This window comes from Longimicrobium sp., assembly GCF_036388275.1.
In the GTDB taxonomy this organism is placed as follows: Bacteria; Gemmatimonadota; Gemmatimonadetes; order Longimicrobiales; family Longimicrobiaceae; genus Longimicrobium.
In genome coordinates this window covers 57,874-84,823 of record NZ_DASVSF010000051.1, presented here as the reverse complement: position 1 = coordinate 84,823, position 26,950 = coordinate 57,874, and the positions used below count along the sequence as shown (strand labels likewise).

22 protein-coding genes are annotated in these 26,950 nt (G+C 70.4%); 2 read left to right on the top strand and 20 right to left on the bottom strand.

Going from position 1 to position 26,950, the window contains the following annotated elements; translation table 11 throughout:
* Positions 1–163 precede the first annotated feature (163 nt).
* The 4 genes from VF632_RS09805 to VF632_RS09790 all read right to left on the bottom strand — a co-directional run bounded on the left by VF632_RS09805 (position 164) and on the right by VF632_RS09790 (position 3,897).
* Positions 164–1,606: an MBL fold metallo-hydrolase gene (locus VF632_RS09805; RefSeq protein ID WP_331022699.1), complete on the bottom strand. Its 1,443-nt coding sequence runs from the start codon at positions 1,604–1,606 to the stop codon at positions 164–166.
* An 18-nt stretch (positions 1,607–1,624) separates the two neighbouring features.
* The gene (locus VF632_RS09800; protein ID WP_331022698.1) at positions 1,625–2,425 is read right to left on the bottom strand and encodes a sulfite exporter TauE/SafE family protein; all 801 of its coding nucleotides are present in this window, start codon (positions 2,423–2,425) and stop codon (positions 1,625–1,627) included.
* Positions 2,426–2,435: 10 nt separating this feature from the next.
* Positions 2,436–3,086: a rhodanese-like domain-containing protein gene (locus VF632_RS09795; RefSeq protein ID WP_331022697.1), complete on the bottom strand. Its 651-nt coding sequence runs from the start codon at positions 3,084–3,086 to the stop codon at positions 2,436–2,438.
* Between the two features lie 388 nt (positions 3,087–3,474).
* The gene (locus VF632_RS09790; RefSeq protein WP_331022696.1) at positions 3,475–3,897 is read right to left on the bottom strand and encodes a DUF302 domain-containing protein; all 423 of its coding nucleotides are present in this window, start codon (positions 3,895–3,897) and stop codon (positions 3,475–3,477) included.
* A gap of 48 nt (positions 3,898–3,945) precedes the next feature.
* On the opposite strand from VF632_RS09790, the gene VF632_RS09785 reads away from it, so the two are divergent.
* Positions 3,946–4,371, top strand: a complete 426-nt coding sequence (locus VF632_RS09785; RefSeq protein WP_331022695.1) for a metalloregulator ArsR/SmtB family transcription factor — start codon at positions 3,946–3,948, stop codon at positions 4,369–4,371.
* Positions 4,372–4,489: 118 nt separating this feature from the next.
* Here VF632_RS09785 and VF632_RS28035 read toward each other — a convergent pair whose 3' ends face one another.
* The 4 genes from VF632_RS28035 to VF632_RS09770 form a co-directional block, all read right to left on the bottom strand.
* Positions 4,490–4,750 (bottom strand): EAL domain-containing protein, encoded by a 261-nt coding sequence (locus VF632_RS28035; RefSeq protein WP_414682890.1) that lies wholly within the window; start codon positions 4,748–4,750, stop codon positions 4,490–4,492.
* Positions 4,680–4,877: an EAL domain-containing protein gene (locus VF632_RS28030; protein ID WP_414682889.1), complete on the bottom strand. Its 198-nt coding sequence runs from the start codon at positions 4,875–4,877 to the stop codon at positions 4,680–4,682. Before VF632_RS28030 ends, VF632_RS28035 begins: the two co-directional genes overlap by 71 nt.
* A gap of 320 nt (positions 4,878–5,197) precedes the next feature.
* On the bottom strand, positions 5,198–6,484 hold the full coding sequence (locus VF632_RS09775) for a DUF4198 domain-containing protein (RefSeq protein WP_331022693.1): 1,287 nt from the start codon (positions 6,482–6,484) through the stop codon (positions 5,198–5,200).
* Positions 6,485–6,509: 25 nt separating this feature from the next.
* On the bottom strand, positions 6,510–8,612 hold the full coding sequence (locus VF632_RS09770) for a heavy metal translocating P-type ATPase (protein ID WP_414682888.1): 2,103 nt from the start codon (positions 8,610–8,612) through the stop codon (positions 6,510–6,512).
* Between the two features lie 613 nt (positions 8,613–9,225).
* Between VF632_RS09770 and VF632_RS09765 the strand changes: the two genes are divergently transcribed.
* Entirely contained in the window at positions 9,226–11,868 is a 2,643-nt protein-coding gene (locus VF632_RS09765; protein ID WP_331022691.1) for a PAS domain-containing protein, read from the top strand.
* Positions 11,869–11,880: 12 nt separating this feature from the next.
* Here VF632_RS09765 and VF632_RS09760 read toward each other — a convergent pair whose 3' ends face one another.
* The 12 genes from VF632_RS09760 to VF632_RS09705 form a co-directional block, all read right to left on the bottom strand.
* Complete coding sequence (locus tag VF632_RS09760) at positions 11,881–13,479, bottom strand: copper resistance CopC/CopD family protein (RefSeq protein ID WP_331022690.1); 1,599 nt, start codon at positions 13,477–13,479, stop codon at positions 11,881–11,883.
* 138 nt (positions 13,480–13,617) lie between these two features.
* Positions 13,618–14,490: a hypothetical protein gene (locus tag VF632_RS09755; RefSeq protein ID WP_331022689.1), complete on the bottom strand. Its 873-nt coding sequence runs from the start codon at positions 14,488–14,490 to the stop codon at positions 13,618–13,620.
* Between the two features lie 44 nt (positions 14,491–14,534).
* Positions 14,535–16,199, bottom strand: coding sequence for a hypothetical protein (locus VF632_RS09750; RefSeq protein ID WP_331022688.1), 1,665 nt, complete (start codon positions 16,197–16,199; stop codon positions 14,535–14,537).
* A 59-nt stretch (positions 16,200–16,258) separates the two neighbouring features.
* Positions 16,259–17,074, bottom strand: coding sequence for a hypothetical protein (locus VF632_RS09745; RefSeq protein ID WP_331022687.1), 816 nt, complete (start codon positions 17,072–17,074; stop codon positions 16,259–16,261).
* 164 nt (positions 17,075–17,238) lie between these two features.
* Positions 17,239–17,532: a cupredoxin domain-containing protein gene (locus tag VF632_RS09740; RefSeq protein ID WP_331022686.1), complete on the bottom strand. Its 294-nt coding sequence runs from the start codon at positions 17,530–17,532 to the stop codon at positions 17,239–17,241.
* A 261-nt stretch (positions 17,533–17,793) separates the two neighbouring features.
* Positions 17,794–18,828, bottom strand: a complete 1,035-nt coding sequence (locus VF632_RS09735; protein WP_331022685.1) for a M56 family metallopeptidase — start codon at positions 18,826–18,828, stop codon at positions 17,794–17,796.
* Complete coding sequence (locus VF632_RS09730; RefSeq protein ID WP_331022684.1) at positions 18,825–19,286, bottom strand: BlaI/MecI/CopY family transcriptional regulator; 462 nt, start codon at positions 19,284–19,286, stop codon at positions 18,825–18,827. The genes VF632_RS09735 and VF632_RS09730 overlap by 4 nt, the downstream gene beginning before the upstream one ends.
* 128 nt (positions 19,287–19,414) lie before the next feature.
* Positions 19,415–20,056, bottom strand: a complete 642-nt coding sequence (locus VF632_RS09725; protein WP_331022683.1) for a hypothetical protein — start codon at positions 20,054–20,056, stop codon at positions 19,415–19,417.
* 6 nt (positions 20,057–20,062) lie between these two features.
* Positions 20,063–20,803 (bottom strand): HupE/UreJ family protein, encoded by a 741-nt coding sequence (locus VF632_RS09720; RefSeq protein WP_331022682.1) that lies wholly within the window; start codon positions 20,801–20,803, stop codon positions 20,063–20,065.
* Positions 20,800–23,958, bottom strand: coding sequence for an efflux RND transporter permease subunit (locus VF632_RS09715; protein ID WP_331022681.1), 3,159 nt, complete (start codon positions 23,956–23,958; stop codon positions 20,800–20,802). The genes VF632_RS09720 and VF632_RS09715 overlap by 4 nt, the downstream gene beginning before the upstream one ends.
* 10 nt (positions 23,959–23,968) lie before the next feature.
* On the bottom strand, positions 23,969–25,456 hold the full coding sequence (locus VF632_RS09710) for an efflux RND transporter periplasmic adaptor subunit (protein ID WP_331022680.1): 1,488 nt from the start codon (positions 25,454–25,456) through the stop codon (positions 23,969–23,971).
* Positions 25,453–26,730, bottom strand: coding sequence for a TolC family protein (locus VF632_RS09705; protein ID WP_331022679.1), 1,278 nt, complete (start codon positions 26,728–26,730; stop codon positions 25,453–25,455). Before VF632_RS09705 ends, VF632_RS09710 begins: the two co-directional genes overlap by 4 nt.
* Between the last annotated feature and the right edge of the window lie 220 nt (positions 26,731–26,950).

Below are 26,950 nucleotides of genomic sequence, written 5' to 3'. Positions count from 1 at the left end.
GGTGGGCGAGTACGCGCGCCATGTCTACTTCCGCAGAATCGACCCTGGCGTTGCTTTGGCGTCCACGCTTTCTCGGCCCGGGGCGAGGCGCGCCCGCCTCGACCTCAGCCTGCCCTCACTCTGCTGCAGGAAAGGCGCTCCTAGGTTTGTGCCCTCCGAACCCTCAGCGTGCCCCCGCCGCGGCCTCTTCCCGTTCGACCGGGTGCCCTCCGGCGACCCATTCCTGGTATCCGCCAGTGAGGTTGACGACCTCCTGCACCCCGTTCGCCAGCAGCAGGCTAGCCGCGATCGCCGAGCGGGCGCCGCCCTGGCAGTGAACCACGACCGGCCTCTCGGCCGGCAACTCGCCGATCCGTTCCGCCAGGTAGCCGACAGGCACGTTCGGCACGCCGGGAAGGTGCCCCGCCTCCCACTCCGTGGCTCCGCGTACGTCCACCACGTCCATGCGGCCGGAGGCGATCTGGTCCGCCAGCTCGTCCGCCGTGATCTGACGGACGGTGCCGGTTTCCCGTCCCGCGCCACGCCATGCGTCGATCACGTCCGCCGTGAAGAACCCCTTCACCCGGTCCAGCCCGATCATCGCCAGGTCCCGCACTGCCTCGTCCACCCTCTCCGTCCGTTCGACGATCAGGTAGAAGTCGTTCTCGTAGGGGAGCAGCCACCCCGCCCACGTGTTGAACGAGCGGTTGACCGGGACGTTGAGCGTGCCGGGGACGTGAGCCCGGGCGTACGCCGGTGCCGCCCGGGTGTCCACCACCAGCGCCCGCTCGTCGATCAGGCCCGGCAGTTCGCTGGTGAGCTGCGGCGGACGCGGGAAGCCGCCCAGCACGCGCGGGCCAACCTTGTTGATCCGCTTCATCTGCGCAAAGTACTTCGGCGGCTCGGGCTGGCCCGCGAGCACGACCGCCACGAACTCCCCCTCGTCGTCCGCCGCCAGCCCCCAATTGAAGAGGCGCTCGTACCCCATCGTGCTCTGCGGCACCGCGCCCAGCGCCTTGCCGCACGCGGAGCCAGCGCCGTGTCCCGGCCAGATCTGCACGAAGTCGGGGAGCTCCGCCTTGAAGCGCTGCAGGCTCTGGAACAGCGTGCGCGCGGCCCCCTCCATCGTTCCCGCCACGTTGGCGGCCTTCTCCAGGAGGTCCGGACGCCCGACGTCGCCGACGAACACGAAATCGCCCGTAAACACACCCATGGGCCGGTCGGCGCCAGCGGTGTCGGTGACCACGAACGACAGGTGCTCGGGGGTATGTCCCGGGGTGTGCATCACGTCCACGCGAACGTTCCCCACCCGGAACGTGTCGCCGTCCCTGAGCAGCACCGCGTCGTACTCGGACGCGTAGGCGTACTTCCAGTCCGCGTCGCCCTCGTCCGAGAGATGCAGCCGGGCGCCGGTGCGCTCCGCCAGCTCGCGAGCGCCGGAGACGAAGTCGGCGTGGATGTGCGTCTCGGTGACGTGCGTGACACGCAGCCCGGCGGTCTGGGCCGCTTGGAGGTACGTGTCCACATCGCGGTTGGGATCGACCACAAGGGCCTCACCCGTGGCCGCGCAGCCCAGCAGGTAACTGGCTTGCGCGAGCTTTTCATCATAGAAATGCTTCAGGATCATCGTCCTAGCCCTTTCGGTTCAGCGGCCGGCCGCGGTCACGCCCATGTCGCCGGACGAATGAGCGGGTGGCAGCACCACGCCGCGGTTCTGGTACACGATCAGCAGTCCCATCACCATCAGGAACAAGGCAAACCCGCGCTGCAGGGAGCGCTGCGGCACGTGCCTGACCAGCCGCACGCCCGCCAGGCTGCCCAGCATAGCGACGGTCGTGAAGCCGGCGATCACCGTCCAGGCGAGCTCGACCTGGCCCAGATAGCCGGCGAGCCCGGTCGCGGAGTTCATCGCGATCACGGCCAGGCTCGTCCCCACCGCCTGCTTCATCCGCAGCCCCGCAAGGAGCACGAGCGCGGGAACGATCAGGAAGCCACCCCCAACGCCCACAAGCCCCGTCAGGATGCCGAGGCCCACACCCACCGGCAGGATCACGCCCGGGCCTGCGGGGGTTCCCGTCTCCTCAACCCCGGACTTGCGGCCGCGGAGCATGAATGCCGCCGCCACCAGCATCACGATGGCGAAGAGGAACAGCTGCACGGCGCCGCTCACCACGACAGCGAGCCGGGCCCCCAGCAGGGCGCCGGCCATGGACGCGACCCCGAAGAGCATCGCGGGCCGAAGAGCCACGTTCCCCGCCCGCCAGTGCCCGGCCGCGCTGAAGAGGCTCACAGCGCCGACCACCGCCAGCCCGGCCGCAATGGCGTCCTTGGGCGCAAAGCCGAGCACGTACACGAAAATCGGGACGGTCAGGATCGAGCCGCCGCCACCCAGCAGCCCCAGGGACAGACCGACTAGGAGTGCAAGCGCCGCCGTGAGGATCGTCATCTCGGCTCCTTCATCGGGAGCAGGATGCGGTTCCGGCCGAAGCGGCCGGCGCGCGGCCCATCCCCGCCGGTGCCGCCCCGGTCTTCAGCGCCTGGACCATCGCGTCTACGTCGCACGACGCGGGACGGTTGTAGGGCAGGCGGGAAAGCACCATCGCCATACCGCAGGTGTCGGTCACACCTGCGAACACCAGCCCGCTCCCAACGAACGCGGCGAGGAGGCCGAACAGCGGGTTCAGGCCGACGGCCAGGAGCCCCCCCGTGGCGGCGAGCGCACCGGCGACGATCCGGACCTGGCGCTCCAGCGACACGCGCTCCGCTCCCCGGGCGACGCGCTGCCCGGCGGCGACCCACCCGTTCACGCCGCCGTCGAGCACGTGCAGGTTCGGCATCCCGGCCTGGCGCAGTGCCTCCTCGGCCTTGCGCGCCCGGTTCCCCGACTGGCACACGAGCACCACGGGCGTTTCCACGTGCGCCCGGATCTCGTCCCCGTGCTCGCCCAGCGTATCGAGCGGCACGTTGTAGGCGCCGGGGATGTGAACGGACTCGTACTCGCCGGGCGTCCGCACGTCCAGCAGCCGGATGCCGGGCTGTTCGCGCAGCAGCGCCGCAAGTTCTCCCGCCCCCACTACCGGGGCGATCGGCTGATTGATCTTCATCATCGCTATCGTATGTCGTTTACGGGATTCCGTCCGGGGTGCGACAAGCCGCACCAACTAAATAACTATATAGTTGTATTGCGCTGGGGTCAACCCCTTCGGCGCCGGCCTCACACGGTGTCCGCACGCTCGTTCCTGCCGCCGGTACCGCGGCCATCGCGCCTCGGATCGCCTGGGTGCGCCCCGTTGCAAATCAGCCCCCTGACCTCCCGCCGACCCGTGCTGGGGGCGGTGCTCGCCGGAGCAGGTATGTTCCTGCTCGCGGATCTCTACCCGCGGAGCACCAGGCGACGGACTCCCTCGGTGTCTTCGTCCTCGCGCTTCTCGTCCTGGCCCGGCGGGCCGGCGCCACGGTCGGACGGGAGCCCGACGCGACCTGACGCCGCCGCAGCTACGCGGGCGCGCTCCCGGCCACGCGGTCCACCACGCGCCGCAGCTGTTCGCCAACCGCCTTCGCGACCGGGGCGACCTCAGGATTGTCAGCGAGGGAGAGGGCAACTTCCGGGTCCATGGCCAGCACTTCGCTGGTTCCTTCCCGCTCACCCGCGCGAACGACCACGTTGCAGGGGAGGAGGAGCCCGATGTCCGGCTCGGCGCTGAGCGCGCGGTGGGCCATGCCCGGGTTGCACGCACCCAAGATGACGTAGGGCCGAAAATCCACGTCGAGCTTCTTCTTCAGCGTGGCGGCCACGTCGATCTCGGTGAGTACGCCGAAACCCTCGCGGGCCAGTTCCTCGCGGGTGCGCTCGACCGCCTCCGGGTAGGGTAGCCGCACCGTCGCCGAGATGGCGTATCGGCTGGTCTGCGTTGCCATTTTGTTCCTCCTCCGCATTCAGTGATGCGGGCTTCACCGAGATGTTCGGTGTCGCCGAAAGTCATGCCGGGCGGATTGCCTCACCCGGACAAATCAACTATATTGGAATATGCTTATGGAATCAAGGAGAAAGGAGTTGCCGTGGCCATGCTGCCGCTTACCCCGGAGATGATCGCGCTGGTCGCCGAGCGCTTCAAGGCGCTGGGCGAGCCTGCGCGACTGCGCCTGCTGCACGCCTTGCGGGAAGGCGAGCGCACGGTGTCGGAGTTGATGGAAGATACGGGCTTGAGCCAGGCCAACGTTTCCAAGCACCTGCAGCTCCTCCATTCGCTCGGCTTCGTCACCCGTCGCAAGGAGGGGCTGTACGTGCGCTACGCCCTCGCGGACGCTGACGTGTTCGCGCTCTGCGACCTCATGTGCGGCCGCCTGCAGGCAGAGACAGAGGCGAGGCGAGAGCTGTTCGCGGTCTCTTGAGGTGCGCGCTCGCGCTGCGTTCCGAAACCGCGCATGTCCCGTACTCGCTCTGCGACATCATGGGCCGCCTGCACGCTGGGGCCGAGCCCGCCACGGGATCTTCGCCGGCTCCCCCCGGTCACCCGCTCCCGCCTCGCGCCAAGAAGCCGTCCAGACCCGCCTCGTCCAGCGCCGGCGCGAACATGTATCCTTGGCCGAACTCGCACCCCAGTTCCCGCAGCTGGTCGCGGAGTTCCCCGGTTTCCACCCCCTCGGCAACGACGTCCATTCCCAGGCCGTGGGCCAGAGAGATGACGGCACGGATGATCTCAGCGTCGCCCTCGCGGCCGTGCATGAACGATTGGTCGATCTTCAGGGATTGTACGGGGAGGCGATGCAGATAGAACGGCCAGGGACGAGTAGCCGGTGCCGAAATCGTCGATGGCGAACTGGATTCCGCGCGCGCGAAGCTCCTCGAAGATGCGGAGAGCCGAGCCGGACGGCTCCACGAGGACGCTCTCGGTGATCTCGAGCGACGGCTGGAACTTAAGGCGAGCCGCGTCGTGGACTGGGAGTTCGTCGAGGAAGACCGGGTAACGAATGGACCCCGGTGCACTGGAGCGGGCCGGCTGGTACGTGGAGCGCTACGGCGCCAGGACGCTAAAGCGCTCAGACTCGCCATCTCCCCTCTCGGGTCCTCGCTGACCAGCCATAGCTCCGCTCCTGAATCTGATTCCAGCGACGGGTAACGGCCAGATGGCCTCCGGACCCGCTGGCACCACGTCCAGCGATGAATGAACAACCCCGGCTTCTTTACGCGGGACCACGCCAGGGCTCAAGCCCCCCGCTAACGGCGTGTACGGGACGACCAGTGGATCCCGGCAATCAGCCATCCCGTACCGTTGCGGGTAAGTACCATCAGCTCCGCGCCGGAGGAGTTGATCTGCCGGCCCCGGAACTCCCCCTGCGTCGTGCTCGTGGATACCGCCCATGCGACATTGTCCCGTATGGTGACCCGGACCGGGCCCCGCTCGCTCCGCACGGCTCGCGCGAACTCGATGTCTCCCGGCAGGTGGTGACCGCGGTACTCCGCCCGGGTCTCCACGCCCCCGCTCTCCAGGATCGTGGCTTCCGGGGCAAGGAGGGCCAGGGCGGCCGCGCTGTCTCCCGTCGCGAGCGCGCGGTGAAACCGCTCGACGACCGCCGCCGCCGCCGCTGAGTCCGATCGGGCCTGGTTCCCCACGGCCGGAGCCGGCCTGCCCGGCCCCATTCCGCTGCCCCGCTGCGGCACGTCGAAGACCATCGTCGCCCAGTGCGCGTCCCAGTCTGCGCCGGAACCCCGATCGGCCGGCACGATCTGCAGCGTGCGGACGTTCCACAGGCCGATGCGGTCGATGAAGACGTGCGCCACGCCGTTGCCGTCCGTCTCCAGGTGCGGGTCCTCGCCCAGGACCCCGGTGCCGCCGCCGCGAGGCGCGGCACCGGCGTGAAGCCGTGCATGGGCGAGGGGACGGCCGCGGTAGAGGAGGCGCACGGTGAGCGTGTCGCCGAGCACGACCGTAGACGGATCAGCCAGCGGCACGATCTCCAGCGGGTGTCCGGCAACGCGCTCCCAGGCACGCGGGCCGCCCCGGCCCACCTCCACGAACGTCTTCGCATACTTGGCGTACCGGCGCGTCACGCTGTCCCTGGTGGGAAGCAGGCCCTCGCGCCCGTACCGCTCCAGGGCCTCGGGAGCCCCCTCCAGTTCCAGGTAGCGCCGGAACGACTCCGCCGACTCGCGCGCCGAGCGGGGATGGAGCCTCACGGCGACGATCCGCTGTCCGGGAGTGGCAGGCCGGCTTCGGAGCACCAGGGAGGTGCCGGAGTGCGACAGGTTCCGGATCGCCTCCTCGCTCCCCGCGGAGATCACGCGGGCGTCGGCCACGCGGTCCAGGGCAACCGCGGATTCGCTGGTGGGGAACAGGCTGCTGGTCTGCCCCCGTACCTCAATCCATCCACCGGGCGTGACCCGGAATGCGTCGGGGACCAGCCAGAAGTCGTGGGCAAAGAGCGCGGTCGCGGCGGCTACGACCGCGATCAGGGCTGCCCCGGCGCGGAGGGCGGGGCGGAGAACCCGGCGAGAGTGCGTCATGGAAAGTTCCTGTGTCGGTGAAGGGTCAACCGAGCGATTCGCGCCGCAGCAGCTGCGCGTTGATGGCCACGATCACGGTGGAGAACGACATGAGCACGGCGCCAACGGCGGGCGAGAGCACCACGCCCCAGCGGTACGCCACGCCAGCGGCCAGCGGGATGGCGACGATATTGTAGCCGGCCGCCCACCAGAGGTTCTGGATCATCTTCCGGTAGGTGGCGAGAGAGAGAGCGATGATGCGCGGAACGTCGCGGGGGTCGCTGCGCACCAGCACCACGTCGCCGGCCTCCACCGCCACGTCCGTCCCGGCGCCGATGGCGACGCCCACGTCGGCGCTGACCAGCGCGGGCGCGTCGTTCACCCCGTCGCCCACCATCGCCACGCGCTTCCCGCGCGCCTGCAGCTCGCGGATCCGATCCGCCTTGTGCTCCGGCAGCACCTGGGCGAAGACCGTGTCGATTCCGAGCTCCTTCGCGACGGCGTCGGCCACGGCCTGCGCGTCGCCGGTCATCATCACCACCTCGATGCCCGCGTCATTCAGGCGCCGCACGGCCTCCGCCGACTCCGGGCGGATCGCATCCGCGGTAGCGAACATCGCCACGGCACGCCCGCCCTCCAGCATGAACATGGCGGCGCGGCCCGCCTGCGCCGCGCGGTCGGCGGCCTCGGCGAGCGCTGGCGGCGGGACGACGCCTTCCGCCACCAGCAGGTTGGGACCGCCGACCATGAGGGCGCGTCCCTCCACCCGCGCGCGCACGCCGCGCCCGGGGATCGCGGCAAACCCTTCGGCGGCGGGCGGCGTGATGCCGCGCTCCTCCGCGCTCGTGACGATCGCGCGCGCGATCGGGTGCTCGGAGTCGCGCTCGACCGCGGCAGCCAGCCGGAGCGCTTCCGCCTCGTCCATCCCGTCGACGGCCATGTCCACCACCCGGTGCTCGCCGAGCGTCAGGGTTCCCGTCTTGTCGAAGACGACAGCAGTCAGGTTGCGCGCCTCCTCCAGCCCGCGCCGGTCGCGCACCAGCAGCCCACCGCGCGCGCCCACGGTGGTGGAGATCGCGATCACGAGCGGCACGGCCAGCCCCAGCGCGTGCGGGCAGGCGATCACCAGCACCGTCACCATCCGCTCGATCGCGAACGCGGGGTCGCCCGGCCGGATCGCGAGCCAGGCGGCGAGCGTCGCGACGCCGGCGACGATGGCGATAATGGTCAGGTAGAAGGCCGCCCTGTCCGCCAGCGCCTGCGCACGCGAGCGCGACGTCTGCGCCTGTTCCACCAGGCGCATGATCCCGGCGAGGGCCGTGCGCTCGCCCGTGCCGGTTACACGCACGCGGAGGGAGCCCTCGCCGTTCACGGTGCCGGCGATCACGGTCTCGCCCCCACGCTTCTTCACTGGCCGCGACTCGCCGGTCAGCATCGACTCGTCGACGGAGCTCTCGCCCGAGACGACGGTGCCGTCCGCGGGAACGCCGGCGCCGGGCCGCACGAGCACCATGTCGCCGTCCTGCAGCTGGTCGATCGGCACCTCCTCCATCCCCTCGCCGACCAGTCGCACGGCGGTGTTCGGCAGCAGCTTCGCCAGCTCCTTGAGCGCGCCCTGTGCCTGAGTGATGGATCGCATCTCGATCCAGTGGCCCAGGACCATGATGGTGACCAGCGTCGCCAGCTCCTCCCAGAGCGGCATGCCGGGGAAGCCGAGCGTCACCGCCACGCTGAACACGAAGGCCACGGTGATGGCGAGAGAGATCAGCGTCATCATCCCCGGCAGCCGTGCCTTCAGCTCGCCGAGGGCGCCCTGGAGGAAGACGATCCCGCCGTACAGGAACACGGCGGTCCCGAAGACCGGCGGGATCCACCCCGAGCCCGGGAACGCCGGCGCGTGCCAGCCGGTGAGGGACATCAGCATGTGCCCCCACAGCACCGTGGGGACGGTGAGTGCCAGCGTCAGCCAGAACTTGCGCCGGAAGATCTCCACGCTGTGGCCGGCGTGCTTGTCGTGCTCCTCGTGGCCGGAATGCGCCCCATGAGCGCTGTGCACGCTTGCGTGGGCGAGCGGATGCCCATCGCCCGCCGGCGGTTCGGTGCCGCCGGTCGGCGTCTGGGGGCGTCCGTGATGGCCGTGGTCGCTCATGGCCTGACCTGACCCGCGTAGAGAGTGGCTGCTACGACCGCAGATTGGGCGACGACATAGATGTGGCGGTGATCGGCAAGGGTTGGGTATGCGCCTGCTATTTTACTCTCAATAAAACTACACCGCAACCACTCGCTTCCTTGGCTGGTTCTCAAACGACCTGTCCGCTCGTGCCGTAAATATGCACGCTCTGCAGTTCAGGCCGGCTTCATGGCGCATGGGCGGTGACGTGGCCACCAGCACGGCGGTGACCAGGAGAACGAGGGCACCGATCACGAGCCGAATGAGAATCGCGAGTTCTGCTCGAGTCGAGGATCAGGGACACCAGCTCGTCCACCGTGGCGTCCGACACGTCCGTCGGGCTCACGCAGGCGGGATCCACCATTCACCAGGCACGCTGTTCCGCCCGTTCATCTCGCCGTTTGCACTCCTCCGCGGGCTCTGGTGCCAGTGACCGGCTGCTTGCGCTGTGCCCGGGCGAAACCAGAGATTGCCGGATGGACCTTCCCGTCCCTGCACTCTCGATCCCGGACGGGTGGGTATGGAAACGCGCGCTCGCAGGACGCGCGTTCCTTGTTTTCCCTTCCTGGCCGATCCTCGGTGTACGGAACCCATGACCCAGGCACCGGAAAAACGCGGGGACGCCGGCGACTTGGCGGCGAACGCCGGGGGGCACCACGACGCCTTTGCCGCGGCACTGGCCCAGACGTCGGACGGGGTAATCCTCACCGACGCCTCGGGAACGATTACCTTCGTCAACCAGGCGGCCCGGCGCATCCACGGGGTCGCCAGGCTGGGGGTGCCCGTGGACTCCTACAGCAAGTCGTACGGGCTCTTTACGCTACGGGGGGAGCCGTACGCCCCCGGCGACCTGCCGCTGGCTCGCGCCGTGGCGCGCGGTGAAACCGTCGTGGACGCGGAGTGGAAGATCCTGCGGCCCGATGGCACGATGGTCATTGCGCAGGGGAGCGCGGCGCCGGTGGTGGACGAGGACGGACGGCAGATCGGCTCCGTTCTCACGCTCCGCGACATCACCGGGCAGCACGAGGCGCGCTCGCGGCTGGAGGAGCAGAACGCGCTTCTCCAGGAGCAGGGGCTGGAGCTGGAGCTGGTCAACCAGCAGCTCCAGGAGCAGACGATCGAGCTGGAGGCGCAGACCGAGGAGCTGCAGGCGACGGCCGCCCAGCTGGAGGAGCGCACGGAGGAGGCGGAGTCGGCACAGCGCACGGCCGAGGCGCAGCGTGCCCGCGCGCAGAGCATCCTGGAGGCAATGGCCGACGCGCATTTCGTGCTCGACGCGGAGTTCCGCTTCGCGGCCGTGAACGGGGCCATGGAGCGCAGCACCGGCTTGGCCCGCGAGGCGCTCCTGGGCCGCAGCATCTGGGAGGCATTCCCGGGCACCGTGGGCAGCGTTTTCGAGCGGCACTACCGGCGCGTAGCCCTGGATAAGGTCGAGGCGCACTTCACCCACGACTACAGCGACGGACGGCTCGATCTGGTCGCCGACGTGGACGCCTACCCGGCCGCCGACGGAGGCCTGGTCGTATTCTGGCGCGACGTCACGGAGCGCGAGCGCGCGGCCGTGGCGCTCCGGGAGAGCGAGAGCCAGTTCCGCACGCTGGCCGATGCCATCCCCACGCTCGCCTGGACGGCCCGCGCGGACGGCTACATCGACTGGTACAACGCGCGGTGGTACCAGTACACCGGCACCACGCCCGGGCAGATGGAAGGGTGGGGATGGCAGTCGGTTCACGACCCGGCCGCCCTTTCCGGCGTGCTGGAGGGTTGGCGCGCGTCGATCGCGAGTGGAAGGGCGTTCGAAATGACCTTTCCGCTGCGGGGCGCCGACGGGCGCTTTCGTGCGTTTCTGACCCGCGTCATGCCCGTGACGGACACGAACGGGCAGGTGGTGCGCTGGTTCGGCACCAACACCGACGTGGAGGCCGAGCGCGCCGCGCGCGACGAGGCCGTGGAGGCTGCCTCGCGCACCGAGCGGCTCCAGACGCTCACCGCGGCACTCGCCGCTACCATCACCGTGGAGGATGTCGCCGCCGTGGTCGTTGCCCGGGGGGTGGCCGCCGCAGGGGCAACGACGGGCGCGCTCTTCACACGCGTGCCCGGCACCGATGAAGTGGTGATCGTGCGGCAGTCGGGTCTGGACGATGCCGTTCTCGCGCGGTACGGACGGTTCACGCTCGACATGCCCGGCCCGGGAGCGGCCTGCCTCAATACCGGTGAGCCCATCTTCATCGAGGCGCAGGACGGGCCCGACGGGCTCTTTGCGCGCTTTCCCGAAATCACCGATGTATGGCGGCGCCTGGGTACCCATGCGCTCGCGACGGTGCCCCTCTCGGTGGCCGGGGAGGTGATCGGCGCCATGTCGTTCACCTTCAATGCTCCGCGCCCGCTCCCGCCCCACGACCGCGCCTTCTTTCTCGCCATCGGCCGGCAGGCCGCGCAGGCGATCGAACGCGCCCGGCTGCTTGCCGCCGAGCGCGAGGCCCGCGCCGAGGCCGAGGTCGCGAACCTGGCCAAAACCGAGTTCCTTTCGACGATGAGCCACGAGCTGCGAACACCGCTCAACGCGATCGGCGGGTACGCGGAGCTGCTGGAGATGGGGCTCCGGGGGCCCGTGACCCCGGAGCAGCTCGCCGACCTGGAGCGGATCCGCCGTGCAGGGCAGTACCTGCAGTCGCTCATCAACGACATCCTGAATTTTGCTCGCCTGGACGCGGGGCAGGTGCAGTTCGAAATGTGCGACGTGTCGGTCGCGCAGGTCACGGAGGACGTGTTTGACCTCGTACTCCCGCAGCTGCGCGAGCACGGACTGGAGCACAGGCGCGAATGCACGCCGGGGGGGGCGGGGTCTCCGCCCTTGGCTCGCGCCGATCCGGAGAAGCTTCGGCAAATCCTGCTCAACCTGCTCACCAACGCGATCAAGTTCACCCCGCGGGGCGGCCGCGTGAGTGTGACCTGCGCCGAGCCGGACGGAGAAGGCGCCGGGACTCTCCACATCCGTGTGTCCGACACCGGGCGGGGAATTCCCGGCACGCACCTGGGCCGCATCTTCGATCCGTTCGTGCAGCTGGATCGCCAGCTCACGCGAGATTCGCAGCAGGGGGTGGGGCTTGGCCTTGCCATCAGCCGGGACCTGGCGCGCGGCATGGGAGGCGATCTCACGGTCCAGAGCACGCCGGGCGCCGGATCGACGTTCACGCTCACGCTGCTCCGCGGCCAGGGCGAGGTCGCCGAGTAAAGCAAGCTACCCTTATGGCCGTATCGGCGGTGCCGTGGCTACCAGCACGGCAGTCACCAGGAGAACCAGCGCACCGATCGCGATCTCCACCCTGGCGGAGCGGCGGAGCCGCGTGGCGCCGAGCTCGTCCCCGAGTGCCGGTTTGACCTTGAGCCAGTTGTACGCCCCGGTGGCGAACACTCCAGAAAGCACCCCGAGCTTTACGAGCAGCGTCCGCCCATAGCCGCTTTCCCAGAGCGCGGGGATACTTCCCATGTGCAGCCAGGCCGCGAACAGCCCCGTCAGCATCAGCGCGCCTGCAAAGGCCAGGGCCGTCGGGGAAAAGGCGTTCACCAGCGCCGCGACGGCCGGCCCGCGCTCTTCGCGCTCCAGCCGCATGGCCGCCGGAATGCCCGCCGCGACCAGCACCAGGAGTCCTCCGATCCACCCGCCGGCCGCCATCACGTGGAGCGCGTCGGCGAGGATGGCGAGCGGACCCAGCCGGGGGACGGCGGCGGCGTGGCCGGACAGCGCGGGCGCGAACGCCAGCGCAAGTGCGCCGACACCCGCCAGCAGCCATGGCGCGCCCGGGATTGCCTGAGCACCGAGCGTGGCCGCACCACTCCGCTGTCCCGGCTCGCCGTCATCATAGGCCGGCGCAGGGGCGGAAGCGGAGCCGACCAGCACCGGGATGGGCTCGGCAGGTGCGGCCTCCCTGACTGGCCCAAGCTGCAGGCGTGGCCTTGCCGCCGCCGCGAAGCCCGCAAGGGCCAGTGCCGTTCCCACGGCCTGCAGCAGCCACCCCCATCCCCAGAGCGTCCGCGTGAGCATCGTGCCCACCAAGGCCGGCTCCAGCACGCGGGCCCCGCCGTGCAGTGCATACGACTGCGCGTACAGCCGGAGCACGGCCGCGATGCCCACCAGGGCCGAGGCGGCCAGCCCGAGGCGGGCCGCCCGCGCCGCCGCGGGGCCGAGCAGGTGGTCAAAGCCCGAGGACCCCTGGCGCCGGGTCAGCGGCAGCACGGCGAAGCGGAACGCCGTGGCTCCGATGACGCCGGTGAGCGCCAGGTAGGTGAGCCAGCGCACCAGCACGTAGAGCGGGGACTCGGCGTCGAACCCTTCGCCCGACGGCAGTGCCGTAGGGTCGTGGTGGGTGACGGGGGGCGGTTCCGCGCCGGGTGCCACGGGACCGGCCAGACCGGCCGCGCCAGGGGCGATCACGAACGTGTAGGTCCCGCGGACGGGATGGCCGTCCGCCCCCGCCACCTGCCAGGCGACTGTGTAGATGCCCGCCATGAGCCCGCCCTGGACCGGCGCGATCAGCACCGTGGCCGAGTCGGGATCGAGCGCCAGCGGCCCCAGTTCGACGGAGGCGCTGTCGGGTCCGATCAGCTGCAGCCGCGCGACCGCCAGCTCGACGCTCTCGTTGAAGGTGAGCCGAAGCTCCCGCGGGGGGGTGGAGAGGTGGGCGCCCTGGCCCGGTTCCGACCGCTGGAGGGCGCCATGTGCGTGCACCCGGGCGGGCAGGAGCAGCGTCAGCGTGGTCAGGAGCAGCCTGAGCGCCGCTGTCCATCTCCCGCGAGCGTTCCCGGGACGCATGCGAAAGACGCGGGCGGTGAAGGGTCCGTGCATACAGGCTATGTCTCCCTTGCCGTCGGGGGCGGGCAAGCCGCCGGCCCGGCGGGGGTCCGGTGGGACCCTCGCCGTCTCGTGTGGAACGGCACGTGGTTGTCTGGGTTGGCGGCTACCCTGCGGCGCGGCGGACGCGCATCACGGCTGCGTCATCACACGGCGCACGCCAGGATCCGACCAGGCTTCGCGCAGCGCGGGGTCCTGCTGGATCTCACGCTGGACCGTGGGGTCCCGCACCAGCTCTCCCGCAAGGTCCAGGAGCTTCCGGGTGCCTTCGTCGGCTGCCCGGTTGCGCGCTGCAAGGGCACCCGATGCGTGGGCCATCCCCGCGTGCCCGCGGGCGCTGACGGCGGCGGGCGTATGCTGCATTCCGGCGTGCGCGCCAGCGGCCGCGGAGGTGCCCTGCCCATGCCCCATCGCTGCGTGGGCCGAGCCCCCGGCGCCCCCCTGCTGTGCACGGCCGCTCGCAGCCTGCCCAGCGTGCGCCATGCCCCCGTGGCCGGCACCCTGCGCCTGGGCAGGCGTATGGCCGGCGTGGCCACCCGTAGCCGCGGCCCGGCGCGTTTCGACGGCACCCCCGTGGTTCATGCCGGCGTGCGCGCCCGCCCTGCTCTGCCGTGTACCCGTCGCACCCCCGTGGTTCATCCCGGCATGGTCGGCCCCCGCCGTCCCGGAGCCGGTGGCTCCGGAGTGGCCCATGGCGGCGTGCCCGGTCGCTCCTGCGGACGCGGCGCCGTGCTCGCCGGAGTGGGCCGCGCCCGCTGGCCCGCCGGCGGCCGTGGCTGCGTGGTCCATTCCCGGCATCGTGGAATGGTCCATCCCCGCCATCCCCTGCGCCGCGCCCGAGTCCGCGGCCGTGGTATCGTGCATGGCGTGCGCGCTGCCCGCCGCGGCGGTGGCGGTATCGCGTGCCGCCTGGGCCGGAGGGTCCTCCGATTCGGAGCCCCCGGACCCCGAGCACCCCACCACGGCGAGTGCCGCGGCCAGGCTCAAAGCGTATTTTCCGTACATCAGGCTTCGTCTCCGTCAGGACGCGGGAATGCCGCGTCGGTTTCCTAGTGCCGGTGCTCGGGCGCCGGTGCGGCCGGCTGCCCGCGGCGCAGCTCTGTGAGCCGGCGCTGCACAGCTGGGTCGCTCCAGAGCTGGTGCAGCCGCGGGTCCGAGTGGATCCTGGCCTCGACCTCCGGGTCGGAGAGCAGCCGGACGACGAAGTCGAGCGCCTGCGCGCTGTCGGAGGCCGCCGCCCCGCTCCCCTCCATGCTTCCGTGATCCATCCCCTGCATCCCCTGGCCGCCGTGCATCCTGGCCATCATCTGCTGGAGGACCGGATCCGTCGCGACGCGCTCGCGGATGACCGGATCGGCCATCATGCGCTCGTGCATCTCCATCATGAGCGCCATGTCGGGTGAGCCCGCGGCTCCGTGCTGCATGCCGCGCATGGCGTTCTGGCCCTGCGCGCCGGCGGTGTTCCGGTGGCCCATCGCTGCGTGGTCCTGCGCGCCCGCCTGCGCGGGCGCCGGTTGCCCGTGGCCCATGGCGACGTGATCCTGCGCGCCGGCCTGCGCCGGTGCGGGCTGCGCGTGGCCCATGGCGGCGTGATCCTGCGCCCCCGCCTGCGCCGGCTGCGGAGTGCCGGCGCCGTGGTTCATGCCCGCCATGTTGCCGTGCGCCACCACCGCCCCGCGCGCCACGGTGGGCTCGGGGAAGCCGGCCAGGAACCCGGTGACGGGGCCGCCCATGTTCTGGACGCCCATCATCTGGCTCATCTCGCGCCACTCGGCCTCGGTCATCACGAACGACGTGTTGTCGCGGTACCGCTCCGCCGCCCGCAGGATCTCCTCGCGCTTCTTCTCCCTCGGCACCTCCGGCGACGCCAGGATGTCCGAGATGACGTCGTGCATCCCGTGCAGGTTGTCGAAGATGATCGCGGCCTCCGGGTACCGCGCCGCGAACGTCGGCGCCACCGCCGCCGTCATCGGCATCAGCCGCGGCATGTTCTCCGGCGCGTTCTCCAGCATCTGGCGGAACCGCGCGACCGTCGCCGTCACCCCCGTCTGGCGCTCCTCCGTCGTACGGCCGAGCATCAGCGGCTCATAGAGTCCCACCTGGAGCCAGTGGTAGCCCCAGATCAAGCCGTTGAACTTGGGCCAGCCATCACGGAACGCCGTGGAGTAGTACTGCCCCTCCATCAGCTCCATGTTCTTCGGAACCGAGCTGAACGCCAGGTCCGGGCGGCTCTTGTAGTAGCGGAGCAGGTCCGCGATCTCCGCGTCCTTCTCCGCCTGCGACAGCCGGTCGTCACCGAGCACGTCGTAGATCTGGCGGTGGAGCAGGTGCGCCCACTCGAACATGAGCTTCGCCTCGGGGGCGAGCTTCACGTACGCGATCTCGATCGCGCCCTCCTCCAGCGGCAGCCGCGGCGGGCTCACCAGCAGGCGGCGGGTGATGAAATTGTACTCGCGCTCCTCCAGGTCCGACGCGGGCGCACCCGGCTTCGTGTACAGCTTCTCGTACAGAATCGCGTGCCCGTAGTCGAACGCGTTGAACAGGCGGTCGGCCCCGGGATAGTTGCGCCGGAACACCCAGTTGTGCTCGGCCGGCATGTAGAACTGCTCGTACTGCTGCGACCACTGCGCGTGGACCGGCTCCGCCAGCGCTCCCAGGCTCAGCGCCAGGGCCGCTGCGCCGATCGCGGCGCGGGCTCGGGACTGCATCGTCATCACGTCATCCTCCAATCAGGTCAGGACCGGCCATGGTGAACCGTCCGGAATCGTATGCTCTAGCGGATCGGGAGCAGGCTGCGCACCGCGAAGGCGTGCGCCGCCCCGAAGGTGAAGAACCAGCCCTGCTCGCCGCCGGCGAAGCGGCGACCGACGCCGAAATCGATGTTGAACTGCGGGCTCGTCTGGTAGCGGAAGCCCGCCTCGGCCGTCCACGCCAGCTCCTCGTCCTCCACCAGCGGCTGTTCCGCGAACACGTTCGCGGTGACCAGGAGGGAGCGCAGCGGGAAGGTGCGGTCCACGGCGACGCCCGCCATCCAGCGCGACGCCTCGCCCACTTGGTCGCCTTCATCGGCGTCGGAGCCGAGCGTGTACTGGCCGTTGACGTGGAAGCGCGCCCACGAGAAGGTGCGGGTCGCGATCCCCTTCAGCGACGTGTACGCGCGGTCCGGGGCGAGGCCGCCGACCGGCAGCAGCACCTCGGCGCCCACGGCGAGCGCGGGCAGCGTGCGCGTCTCCACGTTCAGGTTGTGGAGCGCGGCGATCTCGATCCCCGCCAGGCCTCCAGTCCTGCCCTCCTCGCCGGCGTCCTGGTACGCGAGCGGAAAGCCGACCTCGAGCTGCGTGCGCGGCAGGATGCCGTAGGCCAGCTCGGGCGCGATCTCCCAGTGGTAGGCGCCGCCGCTCTCCCGCTCCATGCGGACCGGCGCCAGTTGCAGCTCGAAGGCGTACCGCTCGACGGGGTAGGCGTCCTCGATCGTCACGGGACGGCCCTTGTCGGTGTTGTAGTAGTCGGTCTGCGCGGCCGCGGGGCGCGCCAGGGCGACTCCGGATGCCACCACGGCCGCCGTGGCCGCCAAGATTCGAGTCCTCATTCCTCTTCATGCCTTGGTGTCGGGCTTCGTCGTAGTCGGGAGGTCCGCCCCCGACCGCTTGATTTTACGCAGCATAAAACGTGCTCGCAAGGGGAGCAGCATTCGCGAACCTGATTGCCGTCCTGGTACGGCTGTCGTTCACCGCGGTACGCCCAGAGCTGTCCCTACGTGGCGACGATTTCGCCGCGTAGCATGCCCATGCCGCAGGCGAACGAGTACGTTCCCCGCTCGGCGGGGGTGAATTCCACGGTGGTTGTCTGGAACGGGGGCAAGGCCAGCCGAATGCCGAACTCGGGGATCGTCACGACGTCCGAGCAGCCGGACGCCTCCTGCCGGTCGAAGGTCAGCCGGACGGGCCGCGCGGCTTTCACGCGCACCGAATCCGGTGTGTATCCACCCTCCACCCGGACCACCACCTCCTGCATTCCCCGTAGCGAGTCGTTCTCGGAAGTGTGCATCTCAGCAGCTGCCCTGGATGGTGATCGTCGTCTCGTCCATCGTACGCATCTCCGCCCGGACCTAATACCCCCTGCCCCTATCGGGGACGATCCCAATATGCATACTCCCTCCTCCTATGTCAAGGCTTCGCCCTGCAGGTGCTGCTGGCCGGCGATGTGCTACATTTCGTGCTGAGCGCCGATCGTCGCGTAGTGGGTAGAACGAAGGAGAGGCCCGGCAGCTGCCGGGCCTCTCCACGATTTCGTTCGTGCCTGCTGACGCTACGCCACCGGCGCGTGCGGGCAGAGCCGGCCCGCCTGGCGCGGAACGTCCCAGCGGCAGAACAGGTGGCCGAACGGGGACTCCCCGGGATGGCCACAATGGTTGGACGGGTGCGCCATGTGGTCCACGGGCAGCGGGTGCGACATGATGGCGCCCGAAGCGCCCACCAGCGCCAGTGCGAGCATCGCCCCCACCACCGACCTGCGCGTCAGCCGGCTCACGGGGGCCGGCTCTTCGCCGGCGAGCCGGCGGATGCGGCGGTCGAGGAGGTTCATGCGCTGCGCGAAACCGACTCCCTCCCCCCACGCCGGACCCGCCGTGCGCCAGGACGCGAGCGACAGGATCGCCGAGGCGAGCGCGAGCGGCTGCTCCCGGGCCGCGCGGTCGTCGGCCTGGATCTCGGCCTCGTCCGCCACGTCGTCGGCCAACCGGCGGAGCACGGGCAGCCAGAAGAGGGTGAGCGCCAGGAGCCGCAGCAGCGACAGGCGCAGCGGATCCCGCCGTGCCACGTGCGCCCCCTCGTGGGCCAGCACCGCCTGCAGCTCATTCGCGGAAAGCCGGTCCGCCAGCGCGGCGGCCACGTACACCCGTGGACGCAACCAGCCGGCCGTGAAGGCCGGGTTGGGAAGCCCGCGGACCACACGAACGGTGGCCGGATCAATCTTCGCTGCCGCCGCGGCTGTCCAGAACGCATCCCCCTCGGCCGGAGCGGCGGAATGCAGAGAGGCAAGCGTTGCCCGTACCCGGCGTGCAGCCCTGAACCGGTCGTAGAGGGCGTAGGCCAGGCCCACGACGAGCAGGACGTGGAAGAGAAGGTGCACCGGGCGCAGGAGGGTGTGCAGCGCAATCAGGCACAGCGCCCCGAGGTGATCCTGGCCGCGCAACCCCTGCTCCAGCCCCGCCGCGAAGTGGTGGCCGAACAACGGGCTCACGCTGAACAGCAGCAGCGTCCCGATCCCGAGCAGCAGCGTCCGGCGGTGCGCCTCCTCACGGGTAACCAGCGCCGGGCTGCGTCCGGGGGCTGTCGCGCTCATCGGCTGCCCTGCTCCTTCATGCGCTTTTCGATGAGCCGCGCGAGCTCGGCGAACTGCTCCGGGTCACGCTCGGCAAGCACGTCGACGAACGAGGCGGTCACCGCGTCGGCGCCGAAGGAAAGGATGCCCTCCACGACCTGTCGCGAGGCCTTCGTGCGGAACTCGTCCTCGCTTAGCGTAGGCTCGTAATGGAGGAGGTCGTCCTGCTTCTCACGCCGCAGCAGACCCTTCTCCACCAGCTTGTTCAGGATTGTGATCACCGTGTGGATCGCGACGGCATGTTCCATCACCACGCGTTCGTGGACGACCCGGGCCGATGCTGGCCGCCCGAGCACCCACGCGACGCGCATCACGCGGGCTTCCAGGTCGCCCAGCACCTTTGCCAAGCCCTGTGCGGACAGGCGTACCGTATCCTGGATCCGGACTCCGTCGGAATCGTTGGGCTCGCGACTCGGCATGTGCGCTTGGACAGGTTCAGGACGACATTCGGCTCGATCGCGTAAAGATACGCAGCGATTTTACGCCGCGTAAAGAGCCCGGTTCCCCAACTGCCAGCCTTTCATCCGCGTGCGTCGTCCGCGACGCGTTACTTCACCTGTTTCAGGTCCTGGTAGTCGCCGCGGGTCCTGAGCGTCAACGTGACCGGCGCGCTCCCCCGGTTCCGCCAGAACCAGCCGTGCATGCCGTCGAACGCGGCGACCAGCACCCCGGTGTCGGAGGCGAGTCGCTGGCCTTTCTCGTAGCCGTGGTACGCGGTGCCGGGCCTGTCGGCGTGGGTGTCGAAGTTCACCACTCCGCCCGTCACCGACCATTCGAAGTTCACGCGCGCGCCTTCGCGCATCGCGAGCTTGATCTCCTTGCCCTCACCCGGCGCCAGCGTGAGCTCCGTCACGTGCGAGTTGGCGGAGTCCGCCGGCGGCGTGGAGGTCGTCGTAGACGCCGCCGGGGCCGCGGCCTGGCTGGCCGGCGCGGGTGCCGCTGGGGACTGTGCCGCGGCCGCTTCAGCGGCATCGGCCGCCTCGGCCTCTTTCGCCAGCGCCATCTTTATCTCGCCCATCTGGGTGAGCCCCAGCACGCGCCCGATGCGGGTGGGGTCGATGCCGTACTCGGCCGGCAGGACGACGGCGACCAGCAGCACCGCGGCCACGGCCAGCGCGATGGCGGTCGACTTCAGCAGGGCGCGGCTCGAGGGAAGCTCGCTCTTGGGAGGTGCGTCTGCGTTGTACATGGTCCGTTATCCGTTCTGAGTGACGAAGAAGCCCGTGAGCTGATAGCCCATCAGCACGAAGCCGGCGGCCATGACCGCCACGTTGGCGGCGTACGCGTGCCTGGAGAAGCTGCTGGTCCGGCGCCAGAACCCCATGGCGATCAGGATTGTGCTCAGCGCCAGGAGCTGCCCGATCTCGACGCCCACGTTGAACGCGATCAGGTTGGGGATCAGCCCGTTCGGCGAGATCTCGAACTCCAGGATCTTGGTCGCGAGCCCAAACCCGTGAAAGAACCCGAAGATGAGCGTGGCCAGCTTGGTGTTGGGCTGCACGCCGAACCACTGCTTGAAGGCGCCCAGGTTGTCCAGCGCCTTGTAGACGACGGACAGGCCGATGATGGCGTCGATCAAAAAGGAGCTGACCCGCACTTCCGTCAGCACGCCCAGCAGCAGGGTCGTCGAGTGGCCGATGGCGAACAGCGACACGTAGACGCCGATTTCCTTCATCCTGTAGAGGAAGAAGATGACGCCCACCAGGAACAGCAGGTGGTCGTAGCCGGTCACCATGTGTTTGGCGCCCAAGTACGCGAACGGCACCAGCAGCACACCCGAGCTTTCCTGGATGTAGCCCTGGTCGCCCGACGCCACGCCGTGCGCGAACGCGTCGTACGGCAGGCCCAGCAGCAGTGCGACGCCGGCCGCCAGGGCGAGCACCGGCAGTGCCCTTCCCGAGCGGGGGAGCAAACGGCCGATTCGGTCGATGATCATGAGTTCTCTTCGCTCAAGGTTGTTTGGATGGCGCGGACCGCCCGCGCCTCCCCGGCGACGGGCATCGCCCGGGCGGGGCCCTGCACGCCGTACCGGCGGTAGAGCGCGGGCACCACGAGCATGTTGAGCACGACGGCGCTGAGCAGCCCGCCCAGCACGACGACGGCCATGGGGCTCTGAATCTCGTTCCCCGGCTCGCCGCCGGCGAGCGCCAGCGGCACCAGCGCAAGCCCGGCCGAGAGCGCGGTCATCAGCACGGGATTCAGCCGCTCCATCGAGCCGCGGAACACCGCCTCGTCCAGCGGCACCCCCTCGCCCAGCAGGTGGTTGTAGTGTGAGACGAGGAGGATCCCGTTCCGCACCGCGATGCCGAACAGGGTGATGAAGCCCACCAACGTGGCCACGTTCAGAACCCCGCCCGAGAGCACCACGGCGAAGACACCGCCCACGAGCGCGAGCGGCAGGTTCACCATCACGAGCATGGCCTGGCGGGTGGACCCGAACTCCAGGAACAGGAGGAGGAACACCGCGGCGAGCGAGACCAGCGACAGGAGCCCGATCGTCCGCGTCGCCTCGCCCGCCGACTCGAACTGCCCACCGTACTCGATGGAGTACCCGGCCGGCAGCTTCACCTCGGCGGCCACGCGCTCCTGAATGTGCTGCACTACGCTCCCCACGTCGCGCCCGCTGACGTTGGACTGCACGACGATCTTCCGCTGCACGTTCTCGCGGCTGATCCCGTTCGGTCCGCGGTCGTTCCGCACCTGGGCCAGGGCGGAGAGCGGCACCTGGACACCCACCGGCGTGTCGAAGCGCGCATTCGCGATCCGCTCCAGGCTCCCGCGCGACGCCTCGTCGAAGCGCACCACCAGGTCGAAGCTCTGCTGGCCTTCCAGCACCTGGCTGGCCACCTCTCCGGCGAATGCCACGTCGATGGCCTCGGCCAGGTACTCCGGGGTGACGCCGTAGCGCGCCATCGCCGCGCGGTCCATCGCGATCCGTGCCTGCGGCACGTCGGCCTGCTGCTCGACGGCGACGTCGGCGGTGCCTTCCACCTTCGCCGCCGCCTGCTTGATCGCCTCGCCCAGCCGCCGCAGCTCGTACAGGTCGGGCCCGAACAGCTTGATGGCGATGCTGGCGCGCGTACCGGAGAGCATGTGGTCGATCCGGTGGCCCAGCGGCTGGCCGATGGTGATCTCCGTGCCCGGCACCATCGCGAGCTTCCGGCGGAGTTCATCCACCGTCTCCTCCAGCTCGTGCCTGGAAAGGTCGAGCCGCACGTCGATCTCGGCGGCGTTGACCCCCTGTGCGTGCTCGTCTAGTTCGGCCCGCCCTGTCCGCCGCGCCGTTTCCCGCACGGCCGGGTGCTCCAACAGGATTTGCTCGATGCGGCGTCCCAGTGCGTTCGATTCCTCCAGCGACGTGCCAGGCACCGTGAGCGCGCTGATCACCAATGATCCCTCCTGGAACTCCGGGAGGAACGCCCGCCCCATGAACGGCACCGCCGCCAGGGCAAGCACCACGGCGGCCACAGCGCCGCCGATCAGGGTGCGCGGATGCCGGAGCGCCGGGCCAAGGACGGCGGCGTAGCGGGCCTTGAGCCAGGTCACCAGCCGGCTCTCGTGCTCCGCCCCCGTCTCCTTCGCGTTCGGGAGCAGGTAGGCGCAGAGCGCGGGGGTCAGCGTGAGCGCCACCACGAGCGACGCCAGGATGGATACGATGTAGGCGATCCCCAGCGGCCGGAGCATCCGCCCCTCCACCCCCGACAGGAAGAAGAGTGGTACGAAGACCACGCAGATGATGAGCGTGGCCGTGGTGATGCTGGCCCGGATCTCCTTCGACGCCTGGTAGATCACCTCGAACGCAGGGAGCCGCTCCGCCTCCGGTTTCAGGCGGTTCTCGCGGAGGCGCCGGAAGACGTTCTCCACGTCGATCACCGCGTCGTCGACCAGCGCCCCGATGGCGATCGCCATGCCGCCCAGCGTCATGGTGTTGATGCTGATCCCGAGCGCCTTGAGCGCGAACACCGCCACCGCCAGCGAGAGGGGGATCGCCAGCACGGAGATGAAGGTGGTCCGGACGCTCCACAGGAAGAGGAAGAGGATGATGACCACGAGGATCGCGCCGTCGCGGAGCGCCTCGATCACGTTGTCCACGGCCGTCCGGATGAAGCTCGCCTGGCGGAACACCCCCTTGTTGACCTTCACCCCCGCCGGGAGCGTCTTCTGGATCTCGTCCAGCGTGGCGTCGATCCGCCGCGTAAGCTCCAGCGTGTTGGTACCGGGCTGCTTGGCCACCGACATCACCACGGCGGGCGCCGCGTTGATGGAGCCGTCCCCCAGCTTGGGCGAGGCGCCCACGCGCACCTCGGCCACGTCCCCGACCAGCACCGGCACGCCGCCGCGCACCGAGACGACGGTGTTCGCGATGTCGGCAAGGCTCTGCGCCCGCCCGATGCCGCGGATCACGTATTCCTGGCCGCGGTCCATGTAGACGCCGCCAGAGGCGTTCACGTTCGCGCCCTCCGCCGCGTGCAGCACCTCGGCCAGCGTAACGCCGTACGAGCGCATCCGGTCCGGGGAGACGAGCACCTGGTACTGCTTGACCTCGCCCCCGATCGGGATCACCTGCGACACGCCGGGGACGGCGAGGAGCCGGCGGCGCACCGTCCAGTCCGCCACCGCGCGCACCTCCATGGGCGTGGCGCGCCGGTCGCCGGTCACCCCCACGATCATGATCTCGCCCATGATGGAGGACACGGGCGCCAGCACCGGCGGCGGCACGCCCGCCGGCAGCGCCGCGGCCACCAGCTGGAGCTTCTCCGCCACGATCTGCCGCGCCTGGAAGATGTCCGTCCCCCAGTCGAACTCCACGAAGACGATGGAGATGCCCTGCGACGTGGCCGAGCGGACCCGGCGCACCCCCGTGGAGCCGTTCACCGCCGTTTCCACCGGGTAGGTAACGAGCGTTTCCACCTCCTCAGGCGCCATCCCGTGCGCCTCGGTGAGCACCGTCACCGTGGGCGCGGTGAGATCGGGAAATACGTCGACCGGCATGCGCGCCGCTGTGACCGCCCCGGCCACCAGGAGCAGCACGGCCGCGGCGGCCACCAGCAGGCGGTTGGCGATGGACCAGCGGATCAGTCCGTTGAGCATCGGCGGCCCCTCAGTGCGCGTGGCCGCCGGACATCGGCGTATTGGACATCGAGGCGAGGCGCACCTGGTACGCGCCCGTCGTCACCACCATCTCGCCCGGCCGGATCCCCTCCAGCACCTCCGTCACCGTTCCGTCGTTCTCGCCCGTCCGCAGCCGGCGCCGCTCGAACGTCTCGCCGCTCACCTGCACGAAGGCGACGGGGATGCCGCCGTCGTCCAGGATGGCACGGGTGGGGATCGCCACGCCGCGGACGCTGCCGCCGGCGGGGATGGAGGCACGGGCGAACTGCCCCGTCTTCAGCGCCCCATCCGGGTTCGGGACGGCGAACACCGCCGGCACCGTGCGGGTCTGCGGGTCCACGGCACTCCCCACGGAGACCAGGCGCGCGGCCGTGTAGGTCCGCGGGTCCCCCTCCACGGTGAAGGTGGGCCGTGCGTCACTCGGGAGCGCCGACGCTACGGCGGCCGGGAGGTTCGCCTTGAGCCAGACGGTGCTCGGGTCGACGAGCGTGAACAGCGGCGCGCCAGCCTCCACGCGTCCGCCGGGCACGAACGCCCGCTCGGTGACGAAGCCCGAGATTGGGGCGCGCACGCGGTAGCGGTAGTCCGCGTCGGGTCCGCCGCCCATCGCCCGCGCCTCGGCCCGCGCGACGGCGAGCTCGTGCCGCGCCTCGTCCAGCCGCCGGGCCGGGATTGCGCCCGCGTCGAACAGGCGCTGGGCGCGCGCGGCCTCGCGCTGCAGCCGCTCCACGTTCTCGCGGATCCGGGCGTAGCCCCCTTCCTCGGAGGTCGGCGACAGCACCGCGAGCACCTGGCCCGCGCGTACCCGTGTGCCCACGGACGGGGCGCCGCGGTTGGCCTCGGCCATGGCGATCCCGCTGGCAGGCGACGAGACCAGCACCTGCGCACCGTCGACGGGTACGATCTCGGCCGCGGCGGACACGGAGCTGGCCACCTCGCGTTCCGTCGCCGGCTCCACCCGGAAGTCGATCACCCACTGCTGCTCCTTCAGGAAGGAGATTCCGCCCGCTTCCTCTTCTTCCCCCTGCTTGGGGAGCTGGCCCTCGTCCGCCCAGACGCGCACTTCCGGGAGCGTGTGGACGCTCGACACCTGCGGGCTCCTGAGCGCGAGCTGCACCTGGTAGGTGCCCGCCTCGCGGACAACGGGGTCCAGCAGGAAGATCCCGTTGCGAGCGGGCTTCGGGATGGTGAACTCCTGCGCCACGCGGCCGTCCTTCAGGAAGCGGACGACCAGCGATCCCGAGACGATCGGCTTGAAGTCCTCCATGTCCGTCAGGTGGATTGCCCAGTTGCCTACCGCCTTTCGGGCGAGCGGGTGCGGGTACTCCAGGAAAAGCTCGGTGTCGCCGTTCCACTGCGTGACCACCTCGCTCGGGTGCTCAGCCTCTTCCTCCGCCCCACCCCGGCGGCAGGAATCGAGCGGCAGCAGGCAGAGCAGCGCGAGGGCGGCCCGGCGGACGGGCATCGTCTTGGTCATCGATCCGTTCCTCCGGTGGCGCGCTCCAGGTCGGCCACGCTGGTCAGGTATTCGGCCAGGAGGGCGTCGGCGCCCTCGCGGGTGGTGCGGAAGGTCTCGGCCGCGTCCAGGAGCTCCAGCAGGCTCGTCTCTCCTTCCGCATACGCCACGCGCGCCGTCGCAAGGAGGGCGCGGGCCCGCGCCAGAAGCCCCTCACGGAGGCGCAGGCGCTCGGCGAGCGCGGCGCGGCGCTCCAAGGCGCGGCGCACGTCCGCCTCGGCCGCGCGCCGGGCGATCGCTACCCGCGTCTCGGCCTGCGCGAGCGCGGCCCGCGCCTCGGCGATCGGCCCCTGGCTGCGGTCGGAGAGGGGCAGCGGGACGGAGACGCCCACCACTGCGCCGGCCATGCCCCCGGCCTGCTCCTTGAGCCCCGCCATCAGCGTCGGGTTCGGGCGGCGGCCGCGGATACGGAGGTCCACCGCCGCGCGCGCCGCCCCCACGTCGGCCTCGGCTGCGCGGATGTCGGCGCGCCGGAGCGCACGGGCCAGCGCCGTGTCCGCCGCGAGCGACGCGGCGTGCAGCGCGATCCCACCGAGGGTATCGGCCGGGAGCACGATGTCGTCGCCGGGTGGCGCGGAGCCGGGCCGAAGGAGGAACGCCAGCTCGCGGCCTGCCTGCCTGAGTTCGAACGCCGCCTCCTCGGAGAGCGTGACGTAGCGGGCTGCCTCCAACTGCAGGCGCTGCAGCTCGTACGCGGAGATGTCGCCCTCGCGAAAGCGTACCTGGCCGGCCTGCTCAGCCGTCCGGAACAAATCGCCGGCCTCGGCGAGAGACGCCAAGCGTGCCTCCGCGGTGGCGGCGCGCAGGTAGGCACGCGTCACGTCGGCCCCCACTCGCGCACGCTCCGCCTCCACCCGCACTTCCGCCGCGGAAACCTCGCGCGTGGCAGCTTCCCGCCGGGCACCCCGCTGGCCGGCAAGGTCCAGCGACTGGCCCACGGAAAGCACCGTCTCATGGGAGACTCCATTTCCGCCAAGCTGCTCGCGGTCCAGCGCCACGGTCGGGTTGGGCCGGGTACCCGCCGTCAGCACGCGCGCCCGGGCCGCGTCGACCGCGCCTCGCGCGAGTTGCAGGTCCAGGCTCCCGGCCTCGGCCGCGGCGAGCGCCTCGTCCAGGGCAACACGACGGGGACCCGGCTGGGAGGATTCCTGCCCTGCCAGCGCCGGTGCGATACAGGGCAGGACGGCAGCCAGGCAGGCGCCTCTCCAGGTACGGCGAAGTGATTTTCGTTGCACGTGTCTGTCTCCTCGGGGCGGGCGAAGCCGCCACGGCCAGGACGCACGCATCGCCCGCGGGATGCAGGTGCGTGCTCTCCCGGATCGCTCGCGCCCCGCACGCTGACGAAAAGGCGTTTGCGGCGCCACGCCCTTGGGCGTGGTTCCGGGAACTTAAAGTTTCGTCGGTGATTACGGGAAACTGCGAGCGGACCGTCCGGCGAACGCATCGCGGAGGTCC

Bases quoted from the DNA above. Each gene is read 5' to 3' on its own strand.
- VF632_RS09715 (WP_331022681.1), bottom strand. From the start codon at position 23,958: ATGCTCAACGGACTGATCCGCTGGTCCATCGCCAACCGCCTGCTGGTG.
- VF632_RS09765 (WP_331022691.1), top strand. From the start codon at position 9,226: ATGACCCAGGCACCGGAAAAACGCGGGGACGCCGGCGACTTGGCGGCG.
- VF632_RS09755 (WP_331022689.1), bottom strand. From the start codon at position 14,490: ATGTACGGAAAATACGCTTTGAGCCTGGCCGCGGCACTCGCCGTGGTG.
- VF632_RS09730 (WP_331022684.1), bottom strand. From the start codon at position 19,286: ATGCCGAGTCGCGAGCCCAACGATTCCGACGGAGTCCGGATCCAGGAT.
- VF632_RS09735 (WP_331022685.1), bottom strand. From the start codon at position 18,828: ATGAGCGCGACAGCCCCCGGACGCAGCCCGGCGCTGGTTACCCGTGAG.
- VF632_RS09725 (WP_331022683.1), bottom strand. From the start codon at position 20,056: ATGTACAACGCAGACGCACCTCCCAAGAGCGAGCTTCCCTCGAGCCGC.
- VF632_RS09770 (WP_414682888.1), bottom strand. From the start codon at position 8,612: ATGAGCGACCACGGCCATCACGGACGCCCCCAGACGCCGACCGGCGGC.
- VF632_RS09750 (WP_331022688.1), bottom strand. From the start codon at position 16,199: ATGACGATGCAGTCCCGAGCCCGCGCCGCGATCGGCGCAGCGGCCCTG.
- VF632_RS09745 (WP_331022687.1), bottom strand. From the start codon at position 17,074: ATGAGGACTCGAATCTTGGCGGCCACGGCGGCCGTGGTGGCATCCGGA.
- VF632_RS09795 (WP_331022697.1), bottom strand. From the start codon at position 3,086: ATGATGAAGATCAATCAGCCGATCGCCCCGGTAGTGGGGGCGGGAGAA.
- VF632_RS09790 (WP_331022696.1), bottom strand. From the start codon at position 3,897: ATGGCAACGCAGACCAGCCGATACGCCATCTCGGCGACGGTGCGGCTA.
- VF632_RS09740 (WP_331022686.1), bottom strand. From the start codon at position 17,532: ATGCACACTTCCGAGAACGACTCGCTACGGGGAATGCAGGAGGTGGTG.
- VF632_RS09800 (WP_331022698.1), bottom strand. From the start codon at position 2,425: ATGACGATCCTCACGGCGGCGCTTGCACTCCTAGTCGGTCTGTCCCTG.
- VF632_RS09720 (WP_331022682.1), bottom strand. From the start codon at position 20,803: ATGATCATCGACCGAATCGGCCGTTTGCTCCCCCGCTCGGGAAGGGCA.
- VF632_RS09775 (WP_331022693.1), bottom strand. From the start codon at position 6,484: ATGACGCACTCTCGCCGGGTTCTCCGCCCCGCCCTCCGCGCCGGGGCA.
- VF632_RS09760 (WP_331022690.1), bottom strand. From the start codon at position 13,479: ATGCACGGACCCTTCACCGCCCGCGTCTTTCGCATGCGTCCCGGGAAC.
- VF632_RS09710 (WP_331022680.1), bottom strand. From the start codon at position 25,456: ATGACCAAGACGATGCCCGTCCGCCGGGCCGCCCTCGCGCTGCTCTGC.
- VF632_RS09805 (WP_331022699.1), bottom strand. From the start codon at position 1,606: ATGATCCTGAAGCATTTCTATGATGAAAAGCTCGCGCAAGCCAGTTAC.